At 31.4% G+C, this 26,012-nt stretch carries 28 protein-coding genes; 14 read left to right on the plus strand and 14 right to left on the minus strand.

Going from position 1 to position 26,012, the window contains the following annotated elements:
* Positions 1-4 precede the first annotated feature (4 nt).
* The 3 genes from FF125_RS10505 to FF125_RS10515 form a co-directional block, all read right to left on the minus strand.
* Positions 5-721 (minus strand): YebC/PmpR family DNA-binding transcriptional regulator, encoded by a 717-nt coding sequence (locus tag FF125_RS10505; RefSeq protein WP_117880684.1) that lies wholly within the window; start codon positions 719-721, stop codon positions 5-7.
* 63 nt (positions 722-784) lie between these two features.
* Positions 785-1,846 carry a hypothetical protein gene (locus FF125_RS10510; protein WP_138949727.1) on the minus strand — a complete coding sequence of 354 codons (1,062 nt, stop codon included), beginning with the start codon at positions 1,844-1,846 and terminating at the stop codon, positions 785-787.
* Between the two features lie 93 nt (positions 1,847-1,939).
* Complete coding sequence (locus FF125_RS10515) at positions 1,940-3,568, minus strand: acyl-CoA carboxylase subunit beta (protein ID WP_138949728.1); 1,629 nt, start codon at positions 3,566-3,568, stop codon at positions 1,940-1,942.
* Positions 3,569-3,666: 98 nt separating this feature from the next.
* On the opposite strand from FF125_RS10515, the gene FF125_RS10520 reads away from it, so the two are divergent.
* From FF125_RS10520 to FF125_RS10550, 8 genes are all read left to right on the plus strand, one after another.
* Complete coding sequence (locus tag FF125_RS10520; protein ID WP_138949729.1) at positions 3,667-4,209, plus strand: NADPH-dependent FMN reductase; 543 nt, start codon at positions 3,667-3,669, stop codon at positions 4,207-4,209.
* 60 nt (positions 4,210-4,269) lie between these two features.
* On the plus strand, positions 4,270-4,623 hold the full coding sequence (locus FF125_RS10525; protein WP_250629749.1) for a CDGSH iron-sulfur domain-containing protein: 354 nt from the start codon (positions 4,270-4,272) through the stop codon (positions 4,621-4,623).
* A 199-nt stretch (positions 4,624-4,822) separates the two neighbouring features.
* Positions 4,823-5,071 (plus strand): thioredoxin domain-containing protein, encoded by a 249-nt coding sequence (locus FF125_RS10530; protein WP_138949730.1) that lies wholly within the window; start codon positions 4,823-4,825, stop codon positions 5,069-5,071.
* A gap of 91 nt (positions 5,072-5,162) precedes the next feature.
* Complete coding sequence (locus FF125_RS21910; RefSeq protein ID WP_232829152.1) at positions 5,163-5,345, plus strand: CAL67264 family membrane protein; 183 nt, start codon at positions 5,163-5,165, stop codon at positions 5,343-5,345.
* A 126-nt stretch (positions 5,346-5,471) separates the two neighbouring features.
* Positions 5,472-7,163: an energy-dependent translational throttle protein EttA gene (gene ettA, locus FF125_RS10535; protein WP_138949731.1), complete on the plus strand. Its 1,692-nt coding sequence runs from the start codon at positions 5,472-5,474 to the stop codon at positions 7,161-7,163.
* 27 nt (positions 7,164-7,190) lie between these two features.
* Positions 7,191-8,285 carry a sulfatase-like hydrolase/transferase gene (locus tag FF125_RS10540; protein ID WP_138949732.1) on the plus strand — a complete coding sequence of 365 codons (1,095 nt, stop codon included), beginning with the start codon at positions 7,191-7,193 and terminating at the stop codon, positions 8,283-8,285.
* A gap of 430 nt (positions 8,286-8,715) precedes the next feature.
* Complete coding sequence (locus FF125_RS10545) at positions 8,716-10,038, plus strand: OmpP1/FadL family transporter (RefSeq protein ID WP_138949733.1); 1,323 nt, start codon at positions 8,716-8,718, stop codon at positions 10,036-10,038.
* 368 nt (positions 10,039-10,406) lie between these two features.
* Positions 10,407-11,126, plus strand: a complete 720-nt coding sequence (locus tag FF125_RS10550) for an SGNH/GDSL hydrolase family protein (protein WP_175418909.1) — start codon at positions 10,407-10,409, stop codon at positions 11,124-11,126.
* Between the two features lie 12 nt (positions 11,127-11,138).
* On the opposite strand, the gene FF125_RS10555 is transcribed toward FF125_RS10550, so the two are convergent.
* The 4 genes from FF125_RS10555 to FF125_RS10570 form a co-directional block, all read right to left on the minus strand.
* A complete protein-coding gene (locus tag FF125_RS10555) occupies positions 11,139-11,486 on the minus strand; it encodes a VOC family protein (protein WP_138949735.1) in 348 nt (115 codons plus the stop codon).
* Between the two features lie 44 nt (positions 11,487-11,530).
* A complete protein-coding gene (locus FF125_RS10560; protein ID WP_138949736.1) occupies positions 11,531-12,022 on the minus strand; it encodes a YdcF family protein in 492 nt (163 codons plus the stop codon).
* Between the two features lie 12 nt (positions 12,023-12,034).
* Positions 12,035-12,793, minus strand: a complete 759-nt coding sequence (locus tag FF125_RS10565) for an MBL fold metallo-hydrolase (protein WP_138949737.1) — start codon at positions 12,791-12,793, stop codon at positions 12,035-12,037.
* Positions 12,794-12,888: 95 nt separating this feature from the next.
* Entirely contained in the window at positions 12,889-13,410 is a 522-nt protein-coding gene (locus FF125_RS10570) for a DUF7935 family protein (RefSeq protein ID WP_138949738.1), read from the minus strand.
* Between the two features lie 203 nt (positions 13,411-13,613).
* On the opposite strand from FF125_RS10570, the gene FF125_RS10575 reads away from it, so the two are divergent.
* Complete coding sequence (locus FF125_RS10575; protein WP_138949739.1) at positions 13,614-15,227, plus strand: hypothetical protein; 1,614 nt, start codon at positions 13,614-13,616, stop codon at positions 15,225-15,227.
* A gap of 28 nt (positions 15,228-15,255) precedes the next feature.
* Entirely contained in the window at positions 15,256-16,080 is an 825-nt protein-coding gene (locus FF125_RS10580; protein ID WP_138949740.1) for a T9SS type A sorting domain-containing protein, read from the plus strand.
* Positions 16,081-16,156: 76 nt separating this feature from the next.
* Here the strand turns inward: FF125_RS10580 and FF125_RS10585 are convergent, their stop codons facing one another.
* Positions 16,157-16,915, minus strand: a complete 759-nt coding sequence (locus FF125_RS10585; protein WP_138949741.1) for an energy transducer TonB — start codon at positions 16,913-16,915, stop codon at positions 16,157-16,159.
* A 9-nt stretch (positions 16,916-16,924) separates the two neighbouring features.
* Positions 16,925-18,511: a peptide chain release factor 3 gene (locus FF125_RS10590; RefSeq protein ID WP_138949742.1), complete on the minus strand. Its 1,587-nt coding sequence runs from the start codon at positions 18,509-18,511 to the stop codon at positions 16,925-16,927.
* Positions 18,512-18,702: 191 nt separating this feature from the next.
* On the opposite strand from FF125_RS10590, the gene FF125_RS10595 reads away from it, so the two are divergent.
* From FF125_RS10595 to FF125_RS10610, 4 genes are all read left to right on the plus strand, one after another.
* Positions 18,703-19,383 (plus strand): response regulator transcription factor, encoded by a 681-nt coding sequence (locus tag FF125_RS10595; RefSeq protein WP_138949743.1) that lies wholly within the window; start codon positions 18,703-18,705, stop codon positions 19,381-19,383.
* Positions 19,384-19,391: 8 nt separating this feature from the next.
* Positions 19,392-20,771 carry a HAMP domain-containing sensor histidine kinase gene (locus FF125_RS10600; protein ID WP_117880722.1) on the plus strand — a complete coding sequence of 460 codons (1,380 nt, stop codon included), beginning with the start codon at positions 19,392-19,394 and terminating at the stop codon, positions 20,769-20,771.
* A gap of 85 nt (positions 20,772-20,856) precedes the next feature.
* On the plus strand, positions 20,857-21,336 hold the full coding sequence (locus tag FF125_RS10605) for a hypothetical protein (RefSeq protein WP_138949744.1): 480 nt from the start codon (positions 20,857-20,859) through the stop codon (positions 21,334-21,336).
* 37 nt (positions 21,337-21,373) lie between these two features.
* The gene (locus FF125_RS10610) at positions 21,374-23,056 is read left to right on the plus strand and encodes a SulP family inorganic anion transporter (protein WP_138949745.1); all 1,683 of its coding nucleotides are present in this window, start codon (positions 21,374-21,376) and stop codon (positions 23,054-23,056) included.
* Positions 23,057-23,175: 119 nt separating this feature from the next.
* On the opposite strand, the gene FF125_RS10615 is transcribed toward FF125_RS10610, so the two are convergent.
* From FF125_RS10615 to FF125_RS10635, 5 genes are all read right to left on the minus strand, one after another.
* Complete coding sequence (locus FF125_RS10615) at positions 23,176-23,394, minus strand: hypothetical protein (RefSeq protein ID WP_138949746.1); 219 nt, start codon at positions 23,392-23,394, stop codon at positions 23,176-23,178.
* A gap of 12 nt (positions 23,395-23,406) precedes the next feature.
* On the minus strand, positions 23,407-23,817 hold the full coding sequence (locus FF125_RS10620; protein WP_138949747.1) for a hypothetical protein: 411 nt from the start codon (positions 23,815-23,817) through the stop codon (positions 23,407-23,409).
* An 11-nt stretch (positions 23,818-23,828) separates the two neighbouring features.
* On the minus strand, positions 23,829-24,362 hold the full coding sequence (locus tag FF125_RS10625) for an RNA polymerase sigma factor (protein WP_138949748.1): 534 nt from the start codon (positions 24,360-24,362) through the stop codon (positions 23,829-23,831).
* 114 nt (positions 24,363-24,476) lie between these two features.
* Positions 24,477-25,112 carry a DUF1801 domain-containing protein gene (locus FF125_RS10630; protein ID WP_138949749.1) on the minus strand — a complete coding sequence of 212 codons (636 nt, stop codon included), beginning with the start codon at positions 25,110-25,112 and terminating at the stop codon, positions 24,477-24,479.
* A 117-nt stretch (positions 25,113-25,229) separates the two neighbouring features.
* Positions 25,230-25,940, minus strand: a complete 711-nt coding sequence (locus FF125_RS10635; protein WP_138949750.1) for a peptidylprolyl isomerase — start codon at positions 25,938-25,940, stop codon at positions 25,230-25,232.
* Positions 25,941-26,012 lie beyond the last annotated feature (72 nt).

The following is a 26,012-nucleotide window of genomic DNA, read 5'->3' on the forward strand; positions in this document are numbered from 1 at the left end:
ATTGTTACTCCTCCATAGAATGATATACATTTTGCACATCATCTTCTTCTTCTAATTTTTCTAATAATTTATCAACATCAGCTTTTTCTTCTTCTGTTAATTTTTTAGTAGTGGTTGGAATTCTCTCAAAATCTGAAGATAAAATTTCAACATTTTTCTCATCTAAATAGCTCTGAATAGCACCAAATGATTCAAAAGGAGCATAAATCATCAGTCCATCTTCATCTTCAAATATTTCTTCCACTTCAAAATCTATCAATTCAAGTTCTAGTTCTTCTAAATCCATATTTAATTCCTCTGTAGAAACTCTAAAGTTACACGTATGATCAAACATAAAAACGACGGAACCAGAAGTCCCTAAATTACCATCACATTTGGTAAATGCTGCACGCACATTAGCTACCGTTCTGTTATTGTTGTCAGTTGCTGTTTCTACTAAAACGGCAATACCATGTGGAGCATAACCTTCAAACAGAACTTCCTTATAATCTGCTGTATTTTTATCTGACGCTTTTTTAATAGCACGTTCTACATTTTCCTTCGGCATATTAGCGGCCTTGGCATTCTGAATAACCACACGTAACCGTGAGTTTGATTCAGGATTTGGACCACCTTCTTTTACGGCCATTACAATGTCTTTACCAATACGCGTAAAGGTTTTAGCCATCGCTGACCAACGCTTCATTTTTCTTGCTTTTCTAAATTCAAATGCTCTTCCCATGTTTTATTTTATTGGGTTATTTATTCTGTTTCTAATTCTAATTATCGTTTTTTTTTAATTTCTTTAATCTACATGTATAAAATATAATGGTCTACCTGTTTGTAAAAATGTTTGTTTTGCTTTTTCATGATTCTCTTCAAATGTTTCTAACGGTGTTCTTTTACAGATACCATAAGAATAATGATATTTAAGAAGTTTTAAATCTGTCTCTCCAAAGGTGATTTTTTGACCATTGCAATTTGAAAAGACACTTTCACATGGCACTTTAGAAGTTGTATAAAAATGACCTAATGAGCGTATAAAACTTTTCATTAAATATTTTTTATTCACCTCTGCGTTTTTGAACGTAGTTGTATTTATTTCTAATTTGGTATCATATATTTTTCCCTTATTCCAATAACTATGAAAATTAATATATTTATTAGCACTCATATTTTTTGAATATTTATGGCTATGATTTTCATCTATCTGATAAATGACATAATTTGACTCCTCTAAATTAGATACAAAGGAGATGTTTAAAGAATCAATCTCATTTGAAATTTTCATTGACAAATTTCGTATTACTTGTTCATATTCTTTATCTACTGATTCGCTAAAATATAATTTTATTGGTTCTGTCCATAAGACCATATATTCCTTCCTTTTGTCACTTTTTTTTGAGTGATATTTCCTGTAAACTACATCTTTATATATTTCTAATAAAGTAGAGTCAACTTTTTCATAGGGTACCGAAACGCCTCTTGGTTTATAATCTTTAACTAATACTAATGTATCATTGTTATTAAATTTAAAACTTAAAGAATCAACTTTAGTTAATGGTCTTTTATAATGTTGTTTAAATGATTTTAAGGTCATGTAAGTTCTACGTTCGCTAATGACTCTACGTTTTACACCAATTTTATTTCCTTTTTTTATTAAATTATCAACTAATACTAAAGTATCATTTCCTTTAATTTTTAATTTATCAAAGTCTTCTTTTAAAACATCTTGATGGTAAATTGTTCTATACATCTTCAAAGGTATATAGGCAGTACCATCATTATTCCAAATAATATTATTCTGAGAATAACAATTTAAAATTGATATTAAAAGAATAACGATAAAGTAAATGTATCTATTCATTTTTTATTTAATCAAATATGGACTATAGATATACAAATAAATAGTCTTGTAATTGTATTAAGATAATATCTAAAAACTTCATTAAATGCTTCTTTAAACCTGTAAAATTCCCAAATTAAACTTCTTTTCAATAGGAGCGTGGTTAGCGGCTTCAATACCCATACTAATCCAAGTTCTAGTATCTAACGGATCAATGACCCCATCTGTCCAAATCCTAGATGCGGCATAATAGGGAGAAACTTGATTGTCGTATCTGTTTTTTATCTTATTAAAAAGTTCATCTTCTTTTGCTTTGGTAATTTTTTCTCCCTTTTTCTCTAAAGATGCTTTTTCAATTTGTAGTAATACTTTGGCTGCCGAATTACCACTCATTACAGCCAGTTCTGCACTTGGCCAAGCAAAAATAAGTCGTGGGTCATAGGCTTTTCCACACATGGCATAGTTACCAGCTCCGTAACTATTACCAATTATAACGGTGAATTTTGGTACCACAGAATTACTCACGGCATTTACCATTTTGGCTCCATCTTTTATAATGCCTCCATGTTCTGATTTACTACCTACCATAAATCCTGTTACATCTTGTAAAAATACTAATGGAATTTTCTTTTGGTTACAATTAGCAATAAAACGTGTGGCTTTATCAGCACTGTCAGAATAAATAACCCCTCCAAATTGCATTTCTCCTTTAGCTGTTTTCACAACTTTCCGCTGATTGGCAACAATACCAACGGCCCAACCATCAATACGGGCATACGCCGTAATTAATGATTTACCATAACCTGCTTTATATTCATCATATTCAGAATTATCAACTAAACGTTTAATAATTTCGAACATGTCATATTGTTCAGCTCTTGACTTAGGTAAGATACCGTAAATTTCTTCGGGATTATCCTTTGGATCTATAGCTTTTGCACGATTATAACCTGCTTTATCAAAATCGCCAATTTTATCAACAATATTCTTAATCGTATCCAACGCATCTTTGTCATCTTTTGCTTTATAATCTGTTACTCCAGAAATTTCACAATGTGTTGTTGCTCCTCCTAATGTTTCATTATCAATACTTTCTCCAATGGCAGCTTTTACCAAATAACTCCCCGCAAGGAAAATACTTCCTGTTTTATCTACAATTAAGGCCTCATCACTCATAATAGGTAAGTATGCCCCTCCAGCAACACAACTGCCCATAACGGCAGCTATTTGGGTAATGCCCATGCTACTCATTATAGCATTATTTCTAAAAATGCGACCGAAATGTTCTTTATCAGGAAAAATTTCATCCTGCAAGGGCAAATATACACCTGCAGAATCTACTAAATAAATAATAGGAAGTCTATTTTCAATAGCAATTTCTTGAGCTCTTAAATTCTTTTTACCTGTAATTGGAAACCAAGCACCCGCTTTAACAGTAGCGTCGTTGGCAACAACAATACATTGTTTACCTTTTACATAACCAATTTTAACCACGACACCACCTGAAGGACATCCACCATGTTCCGTATACATTCCTTCTCCAGCAAAAGCAGCTATTTCTATACGATTAGAATTATTATCTAACAAATAATCTATACGTTCTCTAGCCGTCAGTTTGCCCTTAGCATGTTGCTTTTCGATACGTTTTTTACCACCACCATTATAAACATTACGCAATTTATCTCTGAGAGCTCCAACTTGTAATTTGTTGTGATCTTCGTTTTTATTAAAATTTATATCCATAAAATTGATTTCGATAGCATTGGCTAAAATACAAAAATAAACGATTTTTAATTTCGTATCTTTGATAAAATCTTACTATTTAAACCATATTTTATTTAATGCATAAAAAGAAAATTATTGCTTTTGCAGGAAGTAACAGTAAGCAATCTATAAATAAGAAACTGGTTGTTTTAGCATCGAAACAATTAAGTAATGCAGATGTAGCTGTATTAGATTTGAATGATTTTGATTTACCTCTCTATGGTATTGATGAAGAAAACGAAAATGGATACCCAGAAGCTGCCCAACGATTTAATGAATTATTAAATAATTCGGACGGTATTATTCTTTCTTTAGCAGAGCATAATGGAGCCTATTCTGTAGCTTTTAAAAATATTTTTGATTGGGTATCTCGAATTGATAAGTTAGTTTGGAAAAACAAACCGATGTTGCTCATGTCAACAGCACCTGGTGGTAGGGGCGGAGCTTCAGTTATGGAAATTGCATTGGGTAAATTTCCAAGAATGGGTGCTGATATTATAGCTAATTTTTCATTGCCTTTTTTTAATGATAATTATAGTGAAACAGGTATTACAGATAAAGAAATAAATATTGAATTTTTAAAAGGAATTTACAATTTTGAAAAGGCTTTACAAAAATGAAATCTTCAAAAGAAATAATAAAAGAGTATAGTAGTCAAGAATTATAAACCTAATGTTTGTATCCATTCAAGGTTATTTTGGAAAGGATTATTACACGTTTTTAACCCACAAAACAGACCTTGGGTAAACATGGAAGGAGCTACTTCAAAGCGTATTGAGAATCAAGTAAATGCATGTCCGTCAGGGGCACTAACTATTAAAAAAGATTTAAATAAAGAAATTATGAAAAGTGAAAATATAAAAATAACCTTAGCGGAAAACGGCCCATTATTAGTCAATGGAACTTGTGCAGTAACCAAAATAGATGGTTCAATTGATATTAAAGAGAAAGTTACCGCCTTTTGCAGGTGTGGTGCCTCAAATAATAAACCATATTGTGATGGGGAACATAAAAAAATAAATTTTATAGGTTAGATTTTATGTAACTGCACTTCTTCAAAATTATATTGACATAAAAGGTTACAACGATGCGTTAACCGTTGTCAGTTTTTTAGTGAAAAAGGAATATAATAATGCTTTGATCGTTTGCTCAATCTGCAATTGATAAAACAGTAAAATAATTAAATATAATGACTTGATTTTGTTTTAATAATTAATAACTAAAAATTAGAAAATGGAAATAATCATTTATGGTAAAAAGGGAGATGCACATACCGTGGCATTTAAAAACTTTTTAAGAATGGCGGAAATTGATTTCATTTATAAAAATTTAGCTATTGACGAAGAAGCGATAAGGCATACTAAAGAATTATATGATGGAGCTGTTAAATACCCAACATTAATAATAGATGGTGAAGTGTATTTAACCCCAACTTCAGATACTTTTAACAAAGTGATGAAAGAACTGCACTTAAGAGGCTAAATTTTGACGTTTTCTAATTGTATGTGCCATTTATTGGCATTTCTAAATATTTGTAACGATATTTGCTCTACCAACTAAACTTCTAAAAATTATGATTATGAACAAAAATACCGTATTGGGTTATGCCACATTAATAATGATTGCAATGGGTGTAATATTAATTGCCCTTGGAGCCTTTAGATATGATGATGTTGCTGGATGGGGTTTTGCTGCTGTAGGAATCGGTTTCTTTGCAAATGCATGGGTGTTTAATGCACTCAAAGGACGTGTGTAAAAAGAATTCATTCGTTCTCCTTATTATGATAAGAGAATTATGATACTTTTAAAGGATAATTATACTACCTAGAGCTTGTAGTAAAAGTTTCAAAAATTAATAATAAAATAAATAATTAGTAAAATAATGGCTGACGATAAAAAAGTTATCTTTTCAATGAATAAGGTTTCAAAAACCTTTCAAAGTACCAATAAACAAGTATTAAAAGATATCTATTTAAGCTTCTTTTATGGAGCCAAAATTGGAATATTAGGACTCAACGGTTCTGGTAAATCTACCTTGCTTAAAATAATTGCTGGGATAGAAAAAAATTACCAAGGTGATGTTGTTTTTGCTCCAGGCTATAAGGTTGGTTATTTAGAACAAGAGCCGAAATTAGATGAAACTAAAACTGTAATTGATATTGTTAAAGAAGGTGTAGCAGAGACAGTTGCAATTCTTGATGAATATAATAAGATTAATGACATGTTTGGATTGGAAGAAGTATATTCTGATGCAGATAAGATGGAGAAACTAATGGCTCAACAAGCAGAACTTCAAGATAAAATTGATGCTTCTAATGCATGGGAATTAGACACTAAGCTAGAAATTGCTATGGACGCTTTAAGAACTCCTGAAGGTGATACCCCTATTAAGAATTTATCTGGTGGTGAAAGACGACGTGTTGCGTTGTGTAGATTATTATTACAAGAACCTGAAATTTTATTATTAGATGAGCCAACAAACCATTTAGATGCGGAATCTGTTCATTGGTTAGAACATCATTTAGCTCAATATAAAGGAACTGTAATAGCGGTAACGCATGATAGATATTTTCTAGATAATGTAGCGGGATGGATTTTGGAACTAGATAGAGGTGAAGGTATTCCTTGGAAAGGGAATTATTCTTCTTGGTTAGATCAAAAGTCAAAACGATTGGCACAAGAAAGCAAAACAGCTTCTAAGCGTCAAAAGACCTTAGAACGAGAGTTAGATTGGGTACGTCAAGGAGCGAAAGGAAGACAAACCAAGCAGAAAGCAAGGTTAAAGAATTATGATAAACTGTTGAGTCAAGACCAAAAACAACTGGATGAAAAGTTAGAAATTTACATTCCTAATGGTCCACGATTGGGGACAAATGTTATCGAAGCCAAAGGAGTGAGTAAAGCATTTGGTGATAAATTATTATATGACAATTTAAACTTTAACTTACCTCAAGCAGGTATCGTAGGTATTATTGGTCCTAACGGTGCCGGTAAAACCACTATTTTTAAAATGATAATGGGTGAGGAAAAACCAGATAAGGGTGAATTCATAGTAGGAGAAACTGCTAAAATTGCCTATGTAGATCAAGCACATTCAAACATTGATCCCGACAAGAGCATATGGCAAAACTTTTCCGATGAGCAAGATTTAATTTTAATGGGAGGAAAGCAGGTTAATTCTAGAGCTTATTTAAGCCGATTTAACTTTTCTGGTAGTGAGCAAAATAAAAAAGTAAATACCCTTTCAGGTGGTGAGCGTAACAGATTACATTTAGCCATGACTTTAAAAGAAGAGGGTAATGTATTACTTTTAGATGAGCCTACTAATGACTTAGATGTAAATACGTTAAGAGCACTTGAGGAAGGGCTAGAAAGTTTTGCGGGCTGTGCAGTTGTTATTAGTCACGACCGTTGGTTTTTAGATAGAATTTGTACACATATTTTAGCATTTGAAGGTGACAGTGAAGTTTATTTCTTTGAAGGTGGGTTTAGTGAGTATGAAGAAAATAAGAAACAACGTTTGGGGGGTGATTTAATGCCAAAACGTATTAAATATAAAAAGTTAATTCGTTAATCTATGTTCTAAAGCTTTTACATTAAAATGAAGATACCTGTAAAATTATATTTTTTAATTGCTTTTCTAATTATGCCAATGGCATTTTGTGCTCAAAATAAGGAGCCAAATGTGTTTTTGATCACATTAGATGGAGTGAGATGGCAAGAAGTATTTACAGGTATAGATTCTAAATTAATAGAAAATGAAAGTTACACAGAAAATAAGGAACAATTAATAAGTTTATTTGAAGGAAATACCCCAGAAGAAAAAAGAAAAAAATTGATGCCTTTTTTCTGGAATACTATTGCAACCAAAGGACAATTGTATGGTAACAGAAATGCAGGGAGTAAAGTTGACGTAATTAACAAAATGGTCTTTTCATATCCTGGCTATAATGAGATTCTAAGTGGTTTTTCTGATGATGAAAATATCGATAGCAATAGTAAAAAGTATAATAAAAACTCAACAATTTTAGAGAAAGTAAATAATTTACCTGCTTACAAGGGTAAAGTTGCCGCATTTGCTAGTTGGGATGTCTTTCCTTATATAATTAATGATAAGCGTAGTGGAATACCAGTAAATGCTGGTTATATGGATGCTTCCGAAAATTTAAATGCTCAAGAAGTTTTATTAAATGAAATGCAATGGCAGGCACCTGTTATTTGGAAAAATGTACGTTTAGACGTCTTTACCCATCATTTTGCAAAGGAATATATAAAGAAGAATAATCCGAAATTAGTATATATCGCATATGGTGAAACAGATGATTTTGCTCATGACGGATCGTTTGATTCTTATATAAAGTCTTTAAAAAATACGGATACGTTGATTGAAGATTTATGGAACTATGTTCAAGAAAATGAATTTTACAAAAACAACACCTATTTTATTATTACGACTGACCATGGTAGAGGCGTGGGAGTAGAAAAGAGTAGCAGCTGGACTAGTCATGGAAAAGAAGTCGTTGGAGCTACGCAAACATGGCTAGCTGTGTTAGGCCCAAAAATAGTGGCTAAAGGTGAAATCAAAGAGGATACACAACTCTATAACAATCAAGTAGCGGCTACGGTACTTGAGTTATTGAAAGTTTCTGTTTCAAAAGAAAAAATGGGTGAACCCGTTCCAACTATTTTAGAATAGTTGCATAAATAAACCACATATATTAATAGTACTTAATGTTAAGCCATTACCATAGCTCTACATAACGTAATTGTTTAAACAAACTACAAATTAAAAAGCTTTAACATATAATAGTTAACAATTATACTGTTATCCTAATCAGATAAAATATAATAAAATTTACCTATTTAAATTAATGAAATTATTAATATCTATACTTTATAATAGCTCTAAAAATAAGTTTTTAAAATGCGTGTATTACCTTGAATTTCAGAAAAATACAAACCTATTTCGGGTTAAATAATTTTATTAAAACCATAAAAAAACGTGATAATTATCATGGGAAAAGTTTTTTGTAGTGTATAACTTTATAGTAGAATATTTACTAACATTTATTAAGTGAAGTTCATTGAAATTTAAGTGATCATTTAATAAAATAAACTATATAGTTATGAAAACAAGTATTTTAAAATTATTTGTGTATTTATTTTCGACAACCATTTTGGCTCAGTCGGGCCATATTATGCAAGGGGTAGGCTCAGTTAACATGTCAATGGGTGGAGCTTCAACAGCTCAACCACTCGATATTTCAGGGACTTTACAATGGAACCCTGCAGCTATATCTGTTTTTGATAAAAGCATATTAAGGTTTGATATGGGGATATTTTTTTCTACACCAGAATTGAATTCTACAGTACCAGAATTTGATGATTTTGGACAACCAACTGGTAATTTCTTTTCAGGCACAACAGAAGATGATAGACCAGCTTCACCAATGCCAGCAATAGCCTTTGTTTGGGGTAAAGAAGACAGTAGGCATACTTTTGGTGCATCAGCATTTGGTATAAGTGGTTTTGGAGTTACTTTTCCTGAAAGTATGTCCAATCCTATAAATATGCCACAACCTAATGGTTTTGGTAAAATTAAATCAGATTATATGTTATTGCAAGTAGGTTTAACTTATGCCTATGAAATATCTGATCAATTTTCTATAGGATTAGAACCTACTTTTAACTATGCCTCTTTGCAATTAATGCCCAATCCTACGGCTACTCCCAATAATTCAGGTTATCCTTCAACAAATAAAGCATCAGCAACTGGTTTTGGAGCTCAATTTGGATTGTTTTATGATTCAGGAATAGGCATAAAAGCAGGAGCTTCTTATAAAACTACTCAAACTTTTAGTGATTTTAAATTTGAAAACACGCATTTGGATAATTCATCTGCCAAGAATGAATTTAATATGGATTACCCAGCTATATTATCATTTGGACTAGGGTATTCTAAAGGGGATTTCGATTTAGCGGTCGATTACAGAACCGTTTTTTATGAAAATACAGACGGTTTTTCCACAACGGGATGGACAGAAACAGGCTCTGTGGCTGGTTTTGGTTGGGAAAATATTTCCATTTTGTCAGCGGGTGTACAATTTAAAGGTATCCATAAATTACCATTGCGTTTAGGATATACTTACAGTACAAATCCGATAAATGAAGAGGTTACTTTTTTTAACATTCCTGCAACCGCAATAATAAAAAATGCTTTTCAGTTAGGATTAACTTATGAAGCGAGTGATGCAGTTTCAATCGATGCTGTTTATCATTATGGTACAAGCAGTGGAGCAACGACTGGACCAATGTTAAATCCAATGTTTGTAGAAGCATATCCTCCATATGGAGCCATTCCTGGTAGTGAAGTGTCATATGACATGACAACATCAATGATTATGGTTGGTTTAAATTATGCATTTAGTAAAACAAAAACCGTCAATTAAAAGACTGTTTTAGTACTAATTAATAATATTCCTTAAAGCGACTTCTATAACTAGGAAGTCGCTTTTTTGTAATTATAATAGAACAATGTTGTATCCAAACTAATAATTTTATTTATCCTCAGTAAAATGCCAGCATTGACTTCATATACAAAGACTTTTAACTAAATGTTTTTATTTAAATTTTATTTTTTTAATAATATCACTATATTAAGATGTATCAAAAGATTCAAAACTATGAAAATGCTCAATATTAATTGTTATATTAAACTTGTAAAAAAGCATTATTGTAAATTCTAAATATATAGTATAAAAAGCAAACTATGCATATTTTAAAAGCTTTCATTATTCTAATTACTTTAACAAGTTGTATGTCTAATAATACAGTTCTGCCTGTGACAGAAATTGAAATTATAGATAATGATTCAATAATTGTAGTAGCTGACACCTCAAACATAGAAACAGACACCGTTTCTTTACCTGTTAACACCATAAAACACTATTTAGCCTTAGGCGATAGTTACACCATTGGGCAGAGTGTTTCTTCAGAAAACAGTTTCCCTGTACAATTGTCCAAATGTATTGAAGATACCTCTAAAGCTGAATTAAATGTAGAAATTATTGCCACCACAGGCTGGACTACAAGTAATTTAATAGACGGCATAGATTATGGAACGATGAGAACGTCTTATGATTTAGTGACGTTACTTATTGGTGTAAACAATCAATATCAAGGGAAACTTTTTAGTATTTATGAAAAAGAATTTGTCATTTTATTAGAACGATCCATCAAACTTGCCAATAATCTTAAGAATAATGTAATTGTTGTTTCAATTCCAGATTATGCATATACACCTTTTGGACAAAGTGGCAACCCAGATAAAATTTCTAGTGAAATTAATAAGTATAATAAATTTGCTGAAGATACTGCTAAAAAATACGGTGTACTCTTTGTAAACATAACAGATATTACTCGGCAAGGATTAAAGGATACAGATCTGGTGGCAGGTGACAATTTGCATCCTTCAGGTAAAGCGTATCAGAAATTTTCAGAAAGAATCTGTCCAAAAGCAGTTGCTATACTTAAGTAACATAAATCGCTATTATTTATCTGACCAAACGGCCAGTTCGTTTCCGGATGGATCTAAAAACTGAAACCTTTTTCCTCCAGGAAAAGAGAAAATATCTTTGGTGATTTTACCACCACAATCAATAATTTTTGTTTTTATGTTACTCAGATTTTTATGATACAAAACGACCAATGCTCCATTCACAATGTCATCTTCCGTAGTTTCAAATCCACCAGCAAGTCCACTTTCAGAAAATGCGGTATATGTTGGTCCATAATCAATAAACGACCAACCAAAAGCTTCTGAGTAAAAGTCCTTAATTTCTTTCAGATTCTTAGCTCTAAATTCAATATAATTAATTTGATTACTCTTATTTTTCATTAGTTTAAATCCAATTGTTAATAGTATAACATTCACTATAAATCTTAATAGTAAAGTCCGTTTTCTTGAATTGAATGAATTGCTTTCTTTTCATGTTCTATAATAGCATCATAACTATCCTTAGGTAAATTACTTTCAACACCTACATAAGTAATTGTAAACCCTTTTAATATTTCATTAAAAATCAGCATTACCCTTTCTAAATGATAATCAGAAGTTATAACTGTCAACTTAATGTGACTCAAGTTTTTAATAATAGGAATAATTTTAACCGCATCATCAACTGTGTTTGATGATAAAGCACATTCTAGAAAAGCATTTTCCGGAACTCCTTCATCAATTAAATAATTTTTGGCAAGAGAAGCATGCGAGTGAACTGAAGTATTAAAGTGGGGTCCCCAACCACCTGTGCAAAGAATTAAAGTATTCTTTTTATAAAGATTTAAACAACTGTTTAACCTGCTGATAGAAATATAACCTAAATCTCCATTAGGAGAATTAGGAGAACCTAAGATAACGAGAATCTCTTGACACATGGGATGTTGTAATTATTTCTTATACCAATCTCTAAGCCTAACTTCAATCTTATTATTTTTATCATTAACTAACTTTTTAAAAGCTTGTGTATCACTCATATCAGGATTGCCTCTATAATGATAAGGATAAACAATTTTAGGTTCAAATTCTAGAACTGCACTTGCGGCTTGTTTAATATCCATGGTGTAGGGCAAATTCATACAAACAAAAGCGATATCTATATCTTTTAAAGCCCGCATTTCTTTAATATCTTCGGTATCTCCACTTATGTAAATAGCTTTACCTCCTAGATTTATAAAATAACCATTGCCTCGTCCCTTTGGATGCTTTGAATTTTCCTCTTTAGGTAAATTATACATAGGAATAGTATTAATAAAAATTTCTCCATGAACAGACATTTCTCCATTCTTAACTATTTCCAATTGACTCTCATAATCGGTTTTAAGCATTTCAGCTACAGCTGGCGGTACTATAAACGTTGCTTTTTTAGTATCTATATCAGCCAAGGTTTTTACATCAGTATGATCACCATGAATGTCAGTAATTAAAATAAGGTCTGGAACAGCTATTCCTTTATAAAGATCAGCTCCACCATACGGATCTACATAAATTGTCATGTTATTCCATTGAAGCACGAAAGACCCATGTGTTATGGGCTGAATGATAATAGTACCATCATTAGTTTTTATAGTGTCTGCAGGAATTCGTTGTGCAAAATTGAAACTAATACTTAGAACAAAAAAAACGCAAGATAAGATGATTTTATTCATAATTTTATAATGGTATTAGTGTATTGATATTCGTCTAATGCTATTTTTAAAATAAATTAATTATTTCTCGAAATATCTTTCGAAAGAATTTGTTACTACATAATTTTTTTCACCTCATGTTTTACAAGTTCTATTGCTGTTTGAGTAGGTGATTCTTCATTTAATAGTTTTTGTAATACAGCTTCTCTCATTTTGTTTGCCGTACCTACTTCACCTTCTAACATGGTTTCTTTTAACAAATTTAGGGTATTGTTTTTTGCAGTTACTATCGTTTTCCAACAATTGCTACTAATGTAAATTTGTTGAGCTAGGTTGTGCTCATATTCCTGTTCTATGTTGGCTAGTAATTTTTTGAAATAAGCAGGTTTATCTTCACTAGAAGGTACTACTCTCACTAATAAATTGTTAGGAGAAATACGTTCTAAAAAAAGAACCATTCGCTCATAAGCTTGTAATCTAAGTGGTAATGCTGTTTTTTGATTCTCTTTTAACAGCGTAAACGTACGTCTGTTAGATTCGTTTTTACTTACTTGTTTAAAGAAAAAAAGGGCTACTGAGCCTGTTACAATAGCAGGTAACGTGTAGCTTAACAGTTCAATAATTTTAGTTGTATCCATGGGGTTCGTTAAAAAATGAATTTTTAATTTATTTGTAATTTGGGTAAAAATAAAGAATTAAAAATAGAGAAAAGTTGAATCAAATAAAAAAAAATAAAAAAAACTTTGTGATAGGGGTAGGAATTTTTAAATGTTAGTTGTTTAATATATAAATAGGAATATCAACGGCGATTTTTTCGCAATTCTAATTAAAGCTAAACACCATGAAAAAAAATTATTTAACAGAACTATTTGTGCTGGTTTTATTACTATCACAACTAACAGCCTTCGCTAATGAAGGTTTAATAGTCACTTCAAAAGAAGTACCTATCAAATCGAATACCTTTACCAGTACTACAGACCCAGGATGGTCGTATACCTGTGATGACGGTATAGAAGTTGAATTACTAAGTTTAGGATTAAAAAATAATGTGCCTGTTTCTTTAAGTATTGGGGATACTAAAGATATTGAGCGTGTTGTTGTTGAAATCGTTTACAAAGGGAATAACCCTGGAAGTACTATTGAAATTGAAGATGCTGACGGTAATAAGTATACCGCTTCTAGAGTTGTACCTACCGGAGGAAGTACTAATGTTTGGTATTATAGAACTGAATTACCAGCTACTTCAGCGGTAAATTATAATAATACAACACAGGCCAGTCATGCACAATCAATTTTGGCGTATGTATTTAGAAAGAAAAATAATGGAACTTCTAGTTCAGGAGTTTTTACTGCATTAAGTGGATATAATAATATAGAAACAACTACAATTCCTATTCAAACGGATTCAGGTCCTAGAACAGTAACTGTAGAATTACCTATTTCAGAATTAACACCAGATGGGAGATACATTCATATTGAAGTTTCAGCAGCTGACGGAAGTTTTGCTGAATTAACAGAAACTATTGATAGTTTTCCTTCAGGGCAATGTTGTATTAAAGTTTTTGAACTTAAAATGTCGAATGTGGCTGGTAATGTAGATGAAATAGAAATAAAAATTGATACACGTACTAAAAAGAATGGTCAAACCGTGAATGGACAATCTTGGGTTATGGGTGGTGCTATTAAAACTAACGTGAGATGTAGTTGTGTTGAAAATGACACTGAATTACCAACAGCAAATAACTTTCAAGATTATATTTTATTAGAAGATCTATCTCAAATGCCTGAGGTTACTTTTTCTGACAACTGTTCAGCAGTAACTATAGAATATCAAGAATATAAAAGTAGAGAATCTTGTGATATTGATTTTAATACGACCAATACCGATTCAAATGTTACTTTTAATGGTATGCCAGGAAATACTGATTATTCTTGGAGTAAAGGTCATTATGTTCAAGTACTTGATGGTTCGGCTAAAATTTTAGGAAGAATAAGAAATAATACAGATACTAATTCTGGTTGGGATGTAAATTTATATTTTGAAACAGTAATGGGATATGCATTGTGGATTAATGCAGGTGGACAAGCACCAACAGCAGCAGATAAAGACAGGCATAAATATGGAAACGTAGATTTTACGAAAACAAATGATTTTACTGGTTTTGGAGCAAATGCAACGGATAACTTAGCATTAGTAAATAGTAATCCACATTATTTAGATATTGGACCAAGAGATCAATTTGGTTACCCAAGTGTTGCTTTCTATTTAGCATATTCAGGTAATGTGAATGGACAAGCCATACCAAGTGGTCAACATATTGAAATGGATGGAGCCTTTACTAAATGTGTAAGAGCAAGAGATGGAGCTGATTTATGGGTAAGAGAATGGACGGTGACGGATGCAGCGGGTAATACTGCAGTATTTATTCAACGCGTGGAAGTAGAAGTTTATTAAGCCAGTATTAAATAAAAAATTTAGAAAGATGAAAAAATTAAGTTTTATATATGTTTTAGTTTGTGTTGGCTTTATAGCAAACGCTCAGTTGCAACACGAGGATTTTAATTCAACAAGTATGCCTGACGGATGGTCGGCTACTAATTCAGCCAGTGGTCATAGTTGGACCTTTGGTGATACAAACGCTTTAAAAGGGAGTGGTATGGAAAACCCAGCTTCTTTTCAGTCAGGTGGCGTAGTTTTTAATGATTATAATGCAGGTAGCTTTAATCACAATGTAGTAGGCTTAATTAGTCCTTCTATTAATTTAGTTGAAAAAGGTGTTGTTGAAGCTTCAATAGAAATTACCTATAATCTAAGATCTTTTGCTAGTGACGGAACATTTAAAGTTAATGTTTGGGATGGTGAAGTATGGCAAAATGTATTAAACACAGCTGCTGATTCAGGTGAAAAAAATAGTGGAGAGCATACTATAAGTGTTTTAGATGTTAGTCAATATATCAATAGTGATTTTAAAGTAGAATTTGTTTTTGATGATGAAAATTCTTTAACATGGGGTGTTGGTATAGACGATTACAAATTGATGGGTGTACAAGGATCAAGTATTAAAGGTCTTGAAAGCATTGGTTTTAGATACTATCCGAACCCTGTTGTAGAAGGTGAATTAACCTTAGAATCTAGCGAAGAAATCTCATCGATTAATGTATATAATAGTATCGGACAAGTAATAATGACAAAAGAGGCTGTTAATTTAGAATCTAAACTTGACATGCAACATTTGGCATCTGGTGCTTATGTAGTAAAGGTTAATATTGGCGAAAACACTGGTGTTTTTAAGGTGATTAAGCCATAATTAATAATAGTTGGTTACTTGAAAAAGGCTCCAATATGGAGCCTTTTTTTTTGTTTTATATTGTGATAAAATTATTTTAATAGACCTTAAAACTAATAGGCAGTGTATATTTTACATCTATTTTTTCACCATCTCTTGATCCCGGTATCCAATTTTTCACTAAACTCACAACGCGTATGGCTTCCTTTTTAAAGAGATCGCTTTTACTTTTATTAACTCTAATATTTCTTAGCACACCCTCTTTAGAAATAGTGAACTGAACATATACTTTATCCGAAATACCTTGCTGTTGTAATACTTCAGGATATCTTATTTGTTTTCTTATATGACTATAAATAGCATCAACACCACCTTCATATTCAGGTTGAATAAAATAGTCAAAATGCTTAATTTCATTACCCTTTTCGTCGAAACAATGACCTTCAACGAAAGTGTTATTTTTGAAAATATCATTACGCTTTAGCGTTTTGTCTTTATAATAGGTAAGCAGTTCACCATCTAATTTATCGTCATTATAATTTTCTATTATTTGAAGATATCCTGACGGATTATAAATTTTACTAGTGCCATGTCTTGTCCAACGATCAATACTAGAATTCTTTATATTCAAATTTGAATAATATGATTCAATAATCAATTTCCCAGATTTATCAAACTTTTTTAATTCACCAGCACCAGTGATCGTATCTGAAAAAATATAATGTGAACAGGTAACAGCATTTACACTATCCGTTTTATCTCCAAATTGATCAAAATAGTGTTTTTCAATTTTTTGCTGGGCAAATGTGTTGCTCATTATAAAAAATGAAACACTCAATAGCAATACTTTTTTCATAAATCGTTTTTAATACTCACTTGTAAAATGTAATTTAACACTTGGGTATTTACTTTGTGTCATTTGCATGGTAAAAGCAGAATCCGCTAAAAACACCAATTGTCCTTGTTTGTCTTTTGCTAAATAACGTTGTTTTACACGTTTAAAATCGGCAAATTCATCATTTTTAGGATCTGTAGGTTCTACCCAGCATGCTTTGTGAACATTTAAATTTTCATAAGTACATTTTGCACCATATTCGTGTTCCAATCGGTATTGTATTACTTCGTATTGTAATGCACCAACCGTTCCAATTACTTTTCTACCATTCATTTCTAAAGTAAATAATTGAGCAACACCTTCATCCATCAATTGGTCTAAACCTTTAGTTAACTGTTTAGATTTCATAGGGTCTGCATTATTCACATAACGGAAATGCTCTGGAGAAAAACTAGGTACACCTTTAAAGTGCAATACTTCACCCTCTGTTAAGGTATCTCCAATTTTAAAATGTCCAGTATCATGTAAGCCTACAATATCTCCAGGAAAAGACTCTTCTACAATTTCTTTTTTCTCTGCAAAAAAAGCGTTGGGACTAGAAAATTTTAATTTTTTATTATGACGTACATGCAAGTATGGAGCATTTCTTTTAAAAGTTCCCGATACAATCTTTACAAATGCTAAACGGTCTCGGTGTTTAGGATCCATATTGGCGTGAATTTTAAATACAAATCCCGTTAATTCTTTTTCTTTAGAATCTACCAAACGTTCTTCAGCTTTTTTAGGCTGTGGGGAAGGAGCAATTTCAATAAAACAATCTAACAATTCTTTTACTCCAAAGTTATTTAAGGCTGAACCAAAAAATACAGGTTGTTGATGTCCCGATCTATATGCTTCTAAATCAAAATCAGGATATACTTCTATGGCTAATTCTAACTCTTCACGTAATTGATTGGCTGCTTTTTCACCAATCATAGTATCTAATTCTGGGTTGTCAATGTCATCAAATTCCACACCTTCAGAAACCACTTGCTTTTTGTCTCCTGAAAATAAGTTTAATGTCTTATCCCAAATATTGTAAATACCTTTAAAATCATACCCCATACCAATAGGGAAACTTAAAGGGGTTACGGTTAACCCTAATTTCTGTTCTACTTCATCCAATAAATCAAACGCATCTTTACCTTCACGGTCTAACTTATTAATAAAAACGATAATGGGTATGTTACGCATTCTACAAACCTCTACTAATTTCTCGGTTTGTTCTTCTACACCTTTGGCAACATCAATTACCACAATAACACTATCTACAGCCGTTAAAGTTCTAAAGGTATCTTCAGCAAAATCTTTATGCCCAGGTGTATCTAAAATATTAATCTTTTTGTCTTTATAGATAAAAGCCAATACTGATGTTGCTACAGAAATACCACGCTGACGCTCAATTTCCATAAAATCAGACGTAGCACCTTTTTTTATTTTATTATTTTTTACGGCACCGGCTTCTTGTATGGCACCACCAAAAAGTAATAGTTTTTCAGTTAATGTAGTTTTACCCGCATCTGGATGCGATATAATTCCGAAAGTTCTTCGGCGTTCAATTTCTTTTAAAAAGGACATGTTTATTTTTTATGGATGGCAAAGATAGTGTTAAGTTTCAAGATTAAAAATTAAAAAACAAAACATGGTCATATGCTTAATAGTAAATAATTTGATACCACCATTTCATATTCTAATGGAATTCTAACCTGAGAACGAATCCTCTTTCACACAATACTATATCTTTGTAGATTATCTAAATTTTATATAAAATCGTAAAGCAAATATTAGTAATAGAAGACGAACCGAATGTTGCGGCATTTATAAGTCAAGGACTTCAGGAATCTGGCTATAAGGTCTTTTTGGCCTATAATGGTTCGAACGGTTTAGATTTATTGCAGCAAATGCAAATAGACTTAGTAGTACTTGATGTTATTTTGCCAAAAATGGATGGGAGAGAAGTTGCAAAAAAAATTAGAGAAATGGGATATACCTATCTTCCTATAATAATGCTAACGGCCTTAGGTACTACTGAAAATATCGTTAAAGGTTTAGATTCTGGTGCAGATGACTACCTTATAAAACCGTTTAAGTTCAAAGAGCTATTAGCTAGAATTCGTGCTCGTACTAGAAATAAAGGTGTACCTGTTGTTAACAACCCCAAATTAACCATAAAAGATTTAGAATTAGATACAGAGGCTAAATTGGTAACACGAGCAGGCGAGGAGATTAGTTTGACTTCAACAGAGTTTCGATTATTGCAATACTTATTATTAAATAAAAACAGGGTATTAAACCGTGTAGATATACTTGAAAAAGTGTGGGATATTAATTTTAATATGGGTACCAATGTGGTAGATGTATATGTCAATTATTTACGAAATAAAATTGATAAAAATTTTGAAGTAAAACTGATACATACAGTAATAGGAATGGGGTATATACTTAAATAATAATATAAATGCAGATAAGAACAAAAATAACATCCGTTTTTATAGTATTGACAAGTTTGTTTTTAACGGCCGTTTTTATCATTATTTATTTAGTATCTAAAGATTATACAGAACGTGAATTTTACCTACGTTTAAGTCAACGAGCAACCATTGCTGCAGAAGGTTATTTGGAAGAGGATGAATTAAACAGTGATATTTATGAAGATATTCGGGTTAAACATTTACAAACATTACCCAACGAAAAAGAGGTTATATATCCTGTAGATGCTAAGCTTAAAAAGCCACTTAAAGCCTTAGATAATAGTCTACCAGACAGTTTTTATGATAAAATATTTAGAAATGGGTATGCAGAACTAAAACAAAATGAGTATTACTATACAGGGTTGTTATATCACGATAATCAAGGAGATTTTATTGTTGTATTATCAGCAACTGACCTTTATGGATTTGGTAAACTTGATAATTTAAGAGACACGCTAATTTTTGCATTTCTAATCAGTATTGCTTTTATTTCCATATTTGGTACCTATTACGCAAAACAAGCATTAAGCCCTATTTCAAAAATTATAAAGGAAGTAAACACCATACGAGCCGAAAATTTATCATTACGTTTAAATACGGCTGATGGAAAAGACGAATTGGCAGAGCTTTCAACTACTTTTAATAAGATGTTGGATAGGTTGCAAATATCTTTCGATTTACAAAGTAATTTTATCAATAATGCTTCTCATGAACTTCGTAATCCGCTTACAGCGATATTAGGACAAATAGAAATAGCACTTTATAAGCCAAGAAGTGCAGATTATTACCTTAATATTTTGAATAAAATAGATAGAGAAGCATCGCGACTCGATTTCTTGGTTAACGGATTACTTAAATTGGCGAAAACTGATTTTGATTCTAAGGGTTTTGTTATTGATGCCATACGAATTGATGAATTGGTATTAGATATAAAAAAGAATCTTGACGTTTCAATTCCTGATAACAAAATAAAAATAGATTTTGAAGGGTTACCAGAAAATGAAGATGCTATAACCGTTTTAGGAAGTGACTCTTTATTAAGAGTAGCTCTAAGTAATATTTTAGAAAATGCGTGTAAGTTTTCTGATTATAAAAAAGTAACCTTAAAATTAATATCAGAGACAGGCAACATTATTGTACTTATAAATGATGAAGGTGTTGGTATTCCAGATGATGAATTAAAAAATATTTTTGAACCTTTTTTCAGAGCCTCTAATGTAAGAGAAATAGATGGTTTTGGTTTTGGACTTCCTTTAGCATACCGTATTATAAAAATGCATTCAGGTGAAATCAGGGTAGTTTCACAAATAAATAGGGGTACAATGGTTAAAATTACACTTCAAAGTAAATCTACCTATACATATTAAGGGGTTTTAAATTCTAATCTCATTCTAATTTGGTTCTTATACGGTTCTAACTTTAGGCAATTAGTTTTGTCCAAAAGTTAAAAACATGAAAAAAATATTAATTCCAACTGATTTTACAACAGGGTCATTACAGCTTGTAGAGTATGTTATTTTAAATTATCCAGATAGTTACATAGATATTATTTTGCTCGCAGGTTACAAATTACCAGATAACCGCATCACGTTAATGCACTTTAATGGACGTGAGCAAATTAACAAACAACTTAACGATGACTTTATTTCAGCTAAGAAAAGTCTTGTACATCAACATAAAAAGAATATCAATAGTATAAGTATTCAATTATTTACGGGTGTAAATTCATACGCATTTAACAATTTCTTAATCAAGTTAAATGCAAATGATGCTATTGTACCAAAAGAAAAATCTCTTTGTTACCATGGTAAAAGATGGTTTGATCCTACAAAATACCTTAGAAAGAATGTAACTAACATTGTTGAAGTTCCTTATAAAGTTTCAACAGAACTACCACAACAAAAATTTTCATTAATAAACATTTTTAACTAGTAGCATTTATAAAATAGATTCAATAAAAAAAATAAATATGAAAAATTTTTCGACAAAATATTTAAAATCAGATATAAAATCAGGATTAGTAGTTTTTTTAGTGGCCTTACCCTTGTGTTTGGGGATTGCATTGGCAAGTGGAGCCCCATTATTTGCGGGTATTATATCAGGTGTAGTAGCTGGTATTGTAGTGGGTATGCTTAGTGATTCGCAACTGAGTGTTTCTGGTCCAGCAGCTGGGTTAACGGCTATAGTACTTGCAGCTATTGCAAGTTTAGGTTCTTTTGAAGCCTTTTTACTTGCAGGTTTTTTAGCAGGTGCAATGCAAATCATTTTTGGCTTTTTAAAAGCAGGGGTATTGTCTAATTATTTACCATCTAACGTAATTGAAGGTATGTTAGCCGCTATCGGTATTATTATCATATTATCTCAATTACCACATGCTGTTGGTTTCGATGAAATGCATGAAGGTGACTATTTTTATATCAATGCAACAGGTGAGCATCAAATCTTTCAAACCCTAAGCAATATGGTTAATTATATACATCCAGGAGCTTTAATTGTCGTATTAGCCTCTTTAGCCATTTTAATAGCTTTTATGAAAGTACCCTTTTTAATGAAAATGAAATCTTTACCTGGGGCTTTGATAGCGGTTTTAGCAGGTATCGCAATCAACGAAGTTTTTAAATTAACAGGTTCTTCATTGGCAATTGGACAAGACCATTTGGTAAGTCTGCCAATACCGGAATCTATGAATCAATTTTGGAGTCAATTTAGTCTTCCTGATTTTTCACAAATAGGGAATTCTGAAATTTGGGTGGTGGCCATTACCATTGCTACTGTAGCAAGTATTGAAACTTTATTATGTATTGAAGCAGCTGATAAAATGGATCCGTTAAAAAGATATACAAGAACAAATAGAGAATTAAAAGCACAAGGCATTGGAAATATGATAAGTTCTCTGATTGGAGGAATACCTATTACTTCTGTAATTGTGAGAACCTCTGCCAATGTAGCGTCTGGTGGTAGAACTAAAATTGCTACCATTTCACATGGTGTCTTTTTAATGATAGCAGTGATTACAATTCCATTCTTTCTAAATAAAATTCCGTTGGCATCATTAGCTGCTGTTCTATTAGTAGTAGGGTATAAGTTGGCGAGTCCTAGAATATTTGTACACATGTGGAAAAATAGTAGAAAATTTCAATTTATACCGTTTGTAATCACAGTAGTTGCCATAGTGATGACCGATTTATTAGTAGGTGTTGGAATTGGTTTAGCGGTTAGTATTTACTTTATTTTACGTGGTAATGTAAAATTAGCTTACTTCTTTAAGAAAGATAAGCATACCGCAGGTGAAACTATTAATATGGAATTAGCACAAGAAGTATCATTTTTAAATAAAGCGGCAATCAAACAAACTTTTGCACACTTACCAGAAAATAGTGAAGTAGTAATTGATGCTTCTAATACAATCTATATAGACTATGATGTATTGCAATTGATAAAAGAATTTGCAAATGATGGTTCTAGAGATAAAAATATTTCTATACAACTTGTAGGGTTTCGAAAAGAATATAAGATAGATAACTCAACAACGCATGTTACATCGGTTGTATCAGATAATGAGGGACCTGTTTCTCCAGACAAAGTTGTAAATGGAACCAAAGTTCCGTCTAATATTTTAAAAGTTACAGAACTGGCTCTTTCAACAATATAGTGGTTAGTAATTATTGTTAATTTAAGTACTTTTGTTATTTTGAAAATGCACTTTCAATGTATTCAAAAGTACTTTTTTGATTTTATAAACAATTACAATTTAACTCCTGTTTAGCTGTTTTAATCTGGTAATGTTTCTATATAAAAACCATTTAACTGAACCAAATCGATAATTTCATTTTCTGATAGATTATCAGTAGCTTCAATTCTAAGCACGTTATCAATATCTTCCAAATCAATAGACCATTGTAAAATATCTGAATGATTTTTAAATAATGGTTTTATAGATTTAACCTTTTTCCTTGATTTTATATCCGTTTTAAATATGAGTAGTTCCATAAAAAATTAAAATTATTCAGTTTCTGATGGGTTTTCTTCTGTTTGTGTCATTTGTCTATCAATAAATTCTTGATAGAATTTATCACCTTCTTCTTTCCAAAATTTATCGTAATGTTTCCATTTAGAAAAATCGGTTTTAGAATCTTTTTTACATTCATTTTTTGAATGCTTAGATGATTTACTGCTGCCTCCGGTTCCACATCCACCAATAAGAATTTTAAGTAAAATAAATAACCCTATAGCTTGCCAATAGTTGAGTAGAGGCAGACCAAAAATCAGTGGCATTAACCAATTCCATAACCACATGATTACAAAACCAAATAATATAGCCAGCCCTGTAATGGCAATAGCACCAAAAATGATTATTCCAACAATCTCTAAGGGTGATTTTTTTCTAAATTTATGAGTGAAAAAATTTTTCATGATTTCTATATTTAATAATTGTTAATTTTTATTTCTATTTTTTTATATAAAATTCCAATGGCTCTATGTCTTCTAGACATTAATGTACCTTCTGGAATGCCCGTTTCATTTGAAATCTCTTTATATGTATAACCTTCATAATCTACAGCAACAATAATATCTTTATATGCAGGTTTTAATTGTTGAATACATTCTTTTAATAACATTATCATTTTGTCTGAAGAATAGTCTGCAGCAGATGGATTTAATTCTTCCGCTAATTCTAGTAAATTGTTATCTATAGTAACCGAATTTGAAGGTTTAGAAGTACGTAATACATCTATTATCTTATTTCTTATTGATCTATAAACAAAACCTGCTACATTGTTAATAGGAGCATATCTATCTGCCCCAGAAAATAACTTTAGAGCTACATCTTGAATAATATCTTCGGCATCTCTATTGGCAGTGTCACTTATTTTGGTGTTCACATACCTCTTAAGAGATAGGTATTCTCTTCCGAAAAAATCTTTAAGTTTTTTGTTATTTTCTGATTCCAAATTCATTTAAAAAACCATTTTGAAGGTTCTTTGATAGTAAAGACGACACTTTATTAATCTATTGCATTATTTGGCAATATTATTTGTAAAAAAGTATGAATAGGATGTTAGAATGTTTTTCTAACGTTGTCTATGAGAACCGTCACAATTGGGCATTCGTTTAGAAAGTCCACAAGTACAATCATTCAATCCCTTTCCTTCTAAAACTCTATTTATAGTTTTTTCTATTCTAGAAATACGTGTTTTTGATTGTTTGGGTTGTGAAAAATGTAAAAGATAACCTCTTTGCCTACCGTGTGATAGTTGGTTAAAGGCCTTTTTAAAATTCGAATCTTCTTCAAATTTTTTGTTTAATTCTTCTGGTACATCAAAATCTGAAGTCTTTTTTCTATTTATTTTAAGTCCTGACTTTTCAATTACAATCGCTTCAAGAATATAGGCTTTGAGAACAGCTTCCTGTTTTTCAATTTCTGTTATATTTGTAAATCGAATTTGTCTTGCAGATTGGGTATTCTCTGTTTGCTGAATCAATATATTTACAGGGTCTTTTAATAAAGCTCCTTTATTAAAAAGAAGTGCACAATATTCTTTAAATCCATGGATTAATAAAACATTTTTCCCATTAATTGTATAACACGGATGCATCCATTTAAAATCTTCTGTTAATCCGCAATCGAGAATTATTTCACGAAGTTTCGTCAGTTCCTCTTTCCATTGGTCAAGATTATTTAAATAGACATCAACTTTTTCATTCATGAGTAATTTATATTTAATAAATATAGCAAAAAGAATGGAACTAAATTTATAATAAATCTTATAATATGAGTGTAAGCTGTTGGAATTCTTTGAGATATGCTTTAATGAAAGTTTTTATTATTCAATAACCTCAATCTCCGTAAAAACATCTTCCAAGGGCCATTCATCTCTACCTGTTTTTTGTTTCGCAATTTTATTCAATACATTAAACCCACTAATAACTTCACCAAAAACGGTATGTTCTCCATCAATATGATGGGCACCATTTTTAGCCTGGATAAAATAAAACTCAAACGGATTCGATTTTTTACTAATGTTATTTTCCCATTCTCTAGCGGCAGCTAAGGCTCCAAATTTATGCTGATGGTTTTTTCTGAACTCAGGCGGAATCGTGTAGTTTTCGTATTTATTTTTTATTTTTAAGGTTGAATTGTTTTCTGAATTACCACCTTGCACTATAAAACCAGGCACCACCCTATGAAAACAGGTCGTATTAAAATATCCTGCATTTACTAAAAACAAAAAACTAGCCCGGTGCAATGGAGTATCATCGTACAATTGAACAATCATATCTCCCAAACGGGTTTTAACACGTAATTTATTTTCTTTATGCTCTTTGCCATAGGCAATTAAGAAATCTATGGCATTATCATGGGTAATAGAGTCCCATGGTTTAGGGGCTACAATTTCAACTTCTTTAGGTTGCACTTGTTCTATTTTTTCAACAGCCTTCGGCTTGCTATTTTTGGTTGGCGTTTCTTTTTTACAATTTATAATGCTAAAAGCAATACAAATAAGAATAAGTAAATGTAAGATTCTTCCTTTCATGTCCATTGTTAATCTCTTACAAATATAAATGTATTCAAGTAAATCTTTGTAAATTTGATTCTTATATATTTA

Origin of the sequence: Aureibaculum algae (assembly GCF_006065315.1) — a bacterium.
Taxonomy (GTDB): domain Bacteria; phylum Bacteroidota; class Bacteroidia; order Flavobacteriales; family Flavobacteriaceae; genus Aureibaculum; species Aureibaculum algae.

What these genes read in the sequence shown, in the direction of transcription:
- FF125_RS10545 (WP_138949733.1), top strand. Translation starts at nt 8,716, where the DNA reads ATGAAAACAAGTATTTTAAAATTATTTGTGTATTTATTTTCGACAACC.
- FF125_RS10615 (WP_138949746.1), bottom strand. Translation starts at nt 23,394, where the DNA reads ATGGAACTACTCATATTTAAAACGGATATAAAATCAAGGAAAAAGGTT.
- FF125_RS10555 (WP_138949735.1), bottom strand. Translation starts at nt 11,486, where the DNA reads ATGAAAAATAAGAGTAATCAAATTAATTATATTGAATTTAGAGCTAAG.
- FF125_RS10600 (WP_117880722.1), top strand. Translation starts at nt 19,392, where the DNA reads ATGCAGATAAGAACAAAAATAACATCCGTTTTTATAGTATTGACAAGT.
- FF125_RS10610 (WP_138949745.1), top strand. Translation starts at nt 21,374, where the DNA reads ATGAAAAATTTTTCGACAAAATATTTAAAATCAGATATAAAATCAGGA.
- FF125_RS21910 (WP_232829152.1), top strand. Translation starts at nt 5,163, where the DNA reads ATGATTATGAACAAAAATACCGTATTGGGTTATGCCACATTAATAATG.
- FF125_RS10550 (WP_175418909.1), top strand. Translation starts at nt 10,407, where the DNA reads ATGTCTAATAATACAGTTCTGCCTGTGACAGAAATTGAAATTATAGAT.
- FF125_RS10510 (WP_138949727.1), bottom strand. Translation starts at nt 1,846, where the DNA reads ATGAATAGATACATTTACTTTATCGTTATTCTTTTAATATCAATTTTA.
- FF125_RS10590 (WP_138949742.1), bottom strand. Translation starts at nt 18,511, where the DNA reads ATGTCCTTTTTAAAAGAAATTGAACGCCGAAGAACTTTCGGAATTATA.
- FF125_RS10575 (WP_138949739.1), top strand. Translation starts at nt 13,614, where the DNA reads ATGAAAAAAAATTATTTAACAGAACTATTTGTGCTGGTTTTATTACTA.
- FF125_RS10605 (WP_138949744.1), top strand. Translation starts at nt 20,857, where the DNA reads ATGAAAAAAATATTAATTCCAACTGATTTTACAACAGGGTCATTACAG.
- FF125_RS10540 (WP_138949732.1), top strand. Translation starts at nt 7,191, where the DNA reads ATGAAGATACCTGTAAAATTATATTTTTTAATTGCTTTTCTAATTATG.
- FF125_RS10625 (WP_138949748.1), bottom strand. Translation starts at nt 24,362, where the DNA reads ATGAATTTGGAATCAGAAAATAACAAAAAACTTAAAGATTTTTTCGGA.
- FF125_RS10520 (WP_138949729.1), top strand. Translation starts at nt 3,667, where the DNA reads ATGCATAAAAAGAAAATTATTGCTTTTGCAGGAAGTAACAGTAAGCAA.
- FF125_RS10585 (WP_138949741.1), bottom strand. Translation starts at nt 16,915, where the DNA reads ATGAAAAAAGTATTGCTATTGAGTGTTTCATTTTTTATAATGAGCAAC.
- ettA (WP_138949731.1), top strand. Translation starts at nt 5,472, where the DNA reads ATGGCTGACGATAAAAAAGTTATCTTTTCAATGAATAAGGTTTCAAAA.
- FF125_RS10515 (WP_138949728.1), bottom strand. Translation starts at nt 3,568, where the DNA reads ATGGATATAAATTTTAATAAAAACGAAGATCACAACAAATTACAAGTT.
- FF125_RS10620 (WP_138949747.1), bottom strand. Translation starts at nt 23,817, where the DNA reads ATGAAAAATTTTTTCACTCATAAATTTAGAAAAAAATCACCCTTAGAG.
- FF125_RS10630 (WP_138949749.1), bottom strand. Translation starts at nt 25,112, where the DNA reads ATGAATGAAAAAGTTGATGTCTATTTAAATAATCTTGACCAATGGAAA.
- FF125_RS10505 (WP_117880684.1), bottom strand. Translation starts at nt 721, where the DNA reads ATGGGAAGAGCATTTGAATTTAGAAAAGCAAGAAAAATGAAGCGTTGG.
- FF125_RS10580 (WP_138949740.1), top strand. Translation starts at nt 15,256, where the DNA reads ATGAAAAAATTAAGTTTTATATATGTTTTAGTTTGTGTTGGCTTTATA.
- FF125_RS10635 (WP_138949750.1), bottom strand. Translation starts at nt 25,940, where the DNA reads ATGAAAGGAAGAATCTTACATTTACTTATTCTTATTTGTATTGCTTTT.
- FF125_RS10565 (WP_138949737.1), bottom strand. Translation starts at nt 12,793, where the DNA reads ATGAATAAAATCATCTTATCTTGCGTTTTTTTTGTTCTAAGTATTAGT.
- FF125_RS10560 (WP_138949736.1), bottom strand. Translation starts at nt 12,022, where the DNA reads ATGTGTCAAGAGATTCTCGTTATCTTAGGTTCTCCTAATTCTCCTAAT.
- FF125_RS10570 (WP_138949738.1), bottom strand. Translation starts at nt 13,410, where the DNA reads ATGGATACAACTAAAATTATTGAACTGTTAAGCTACACGTTACCTGCT.
- FF125_RS10530 (WP_138949730.1), top strand. Translation starts at nt 4,823, where the DNA reads ATGGAAATAATCATTTATGGTAAAAAGGGAGATGCACATACCGTGGCA.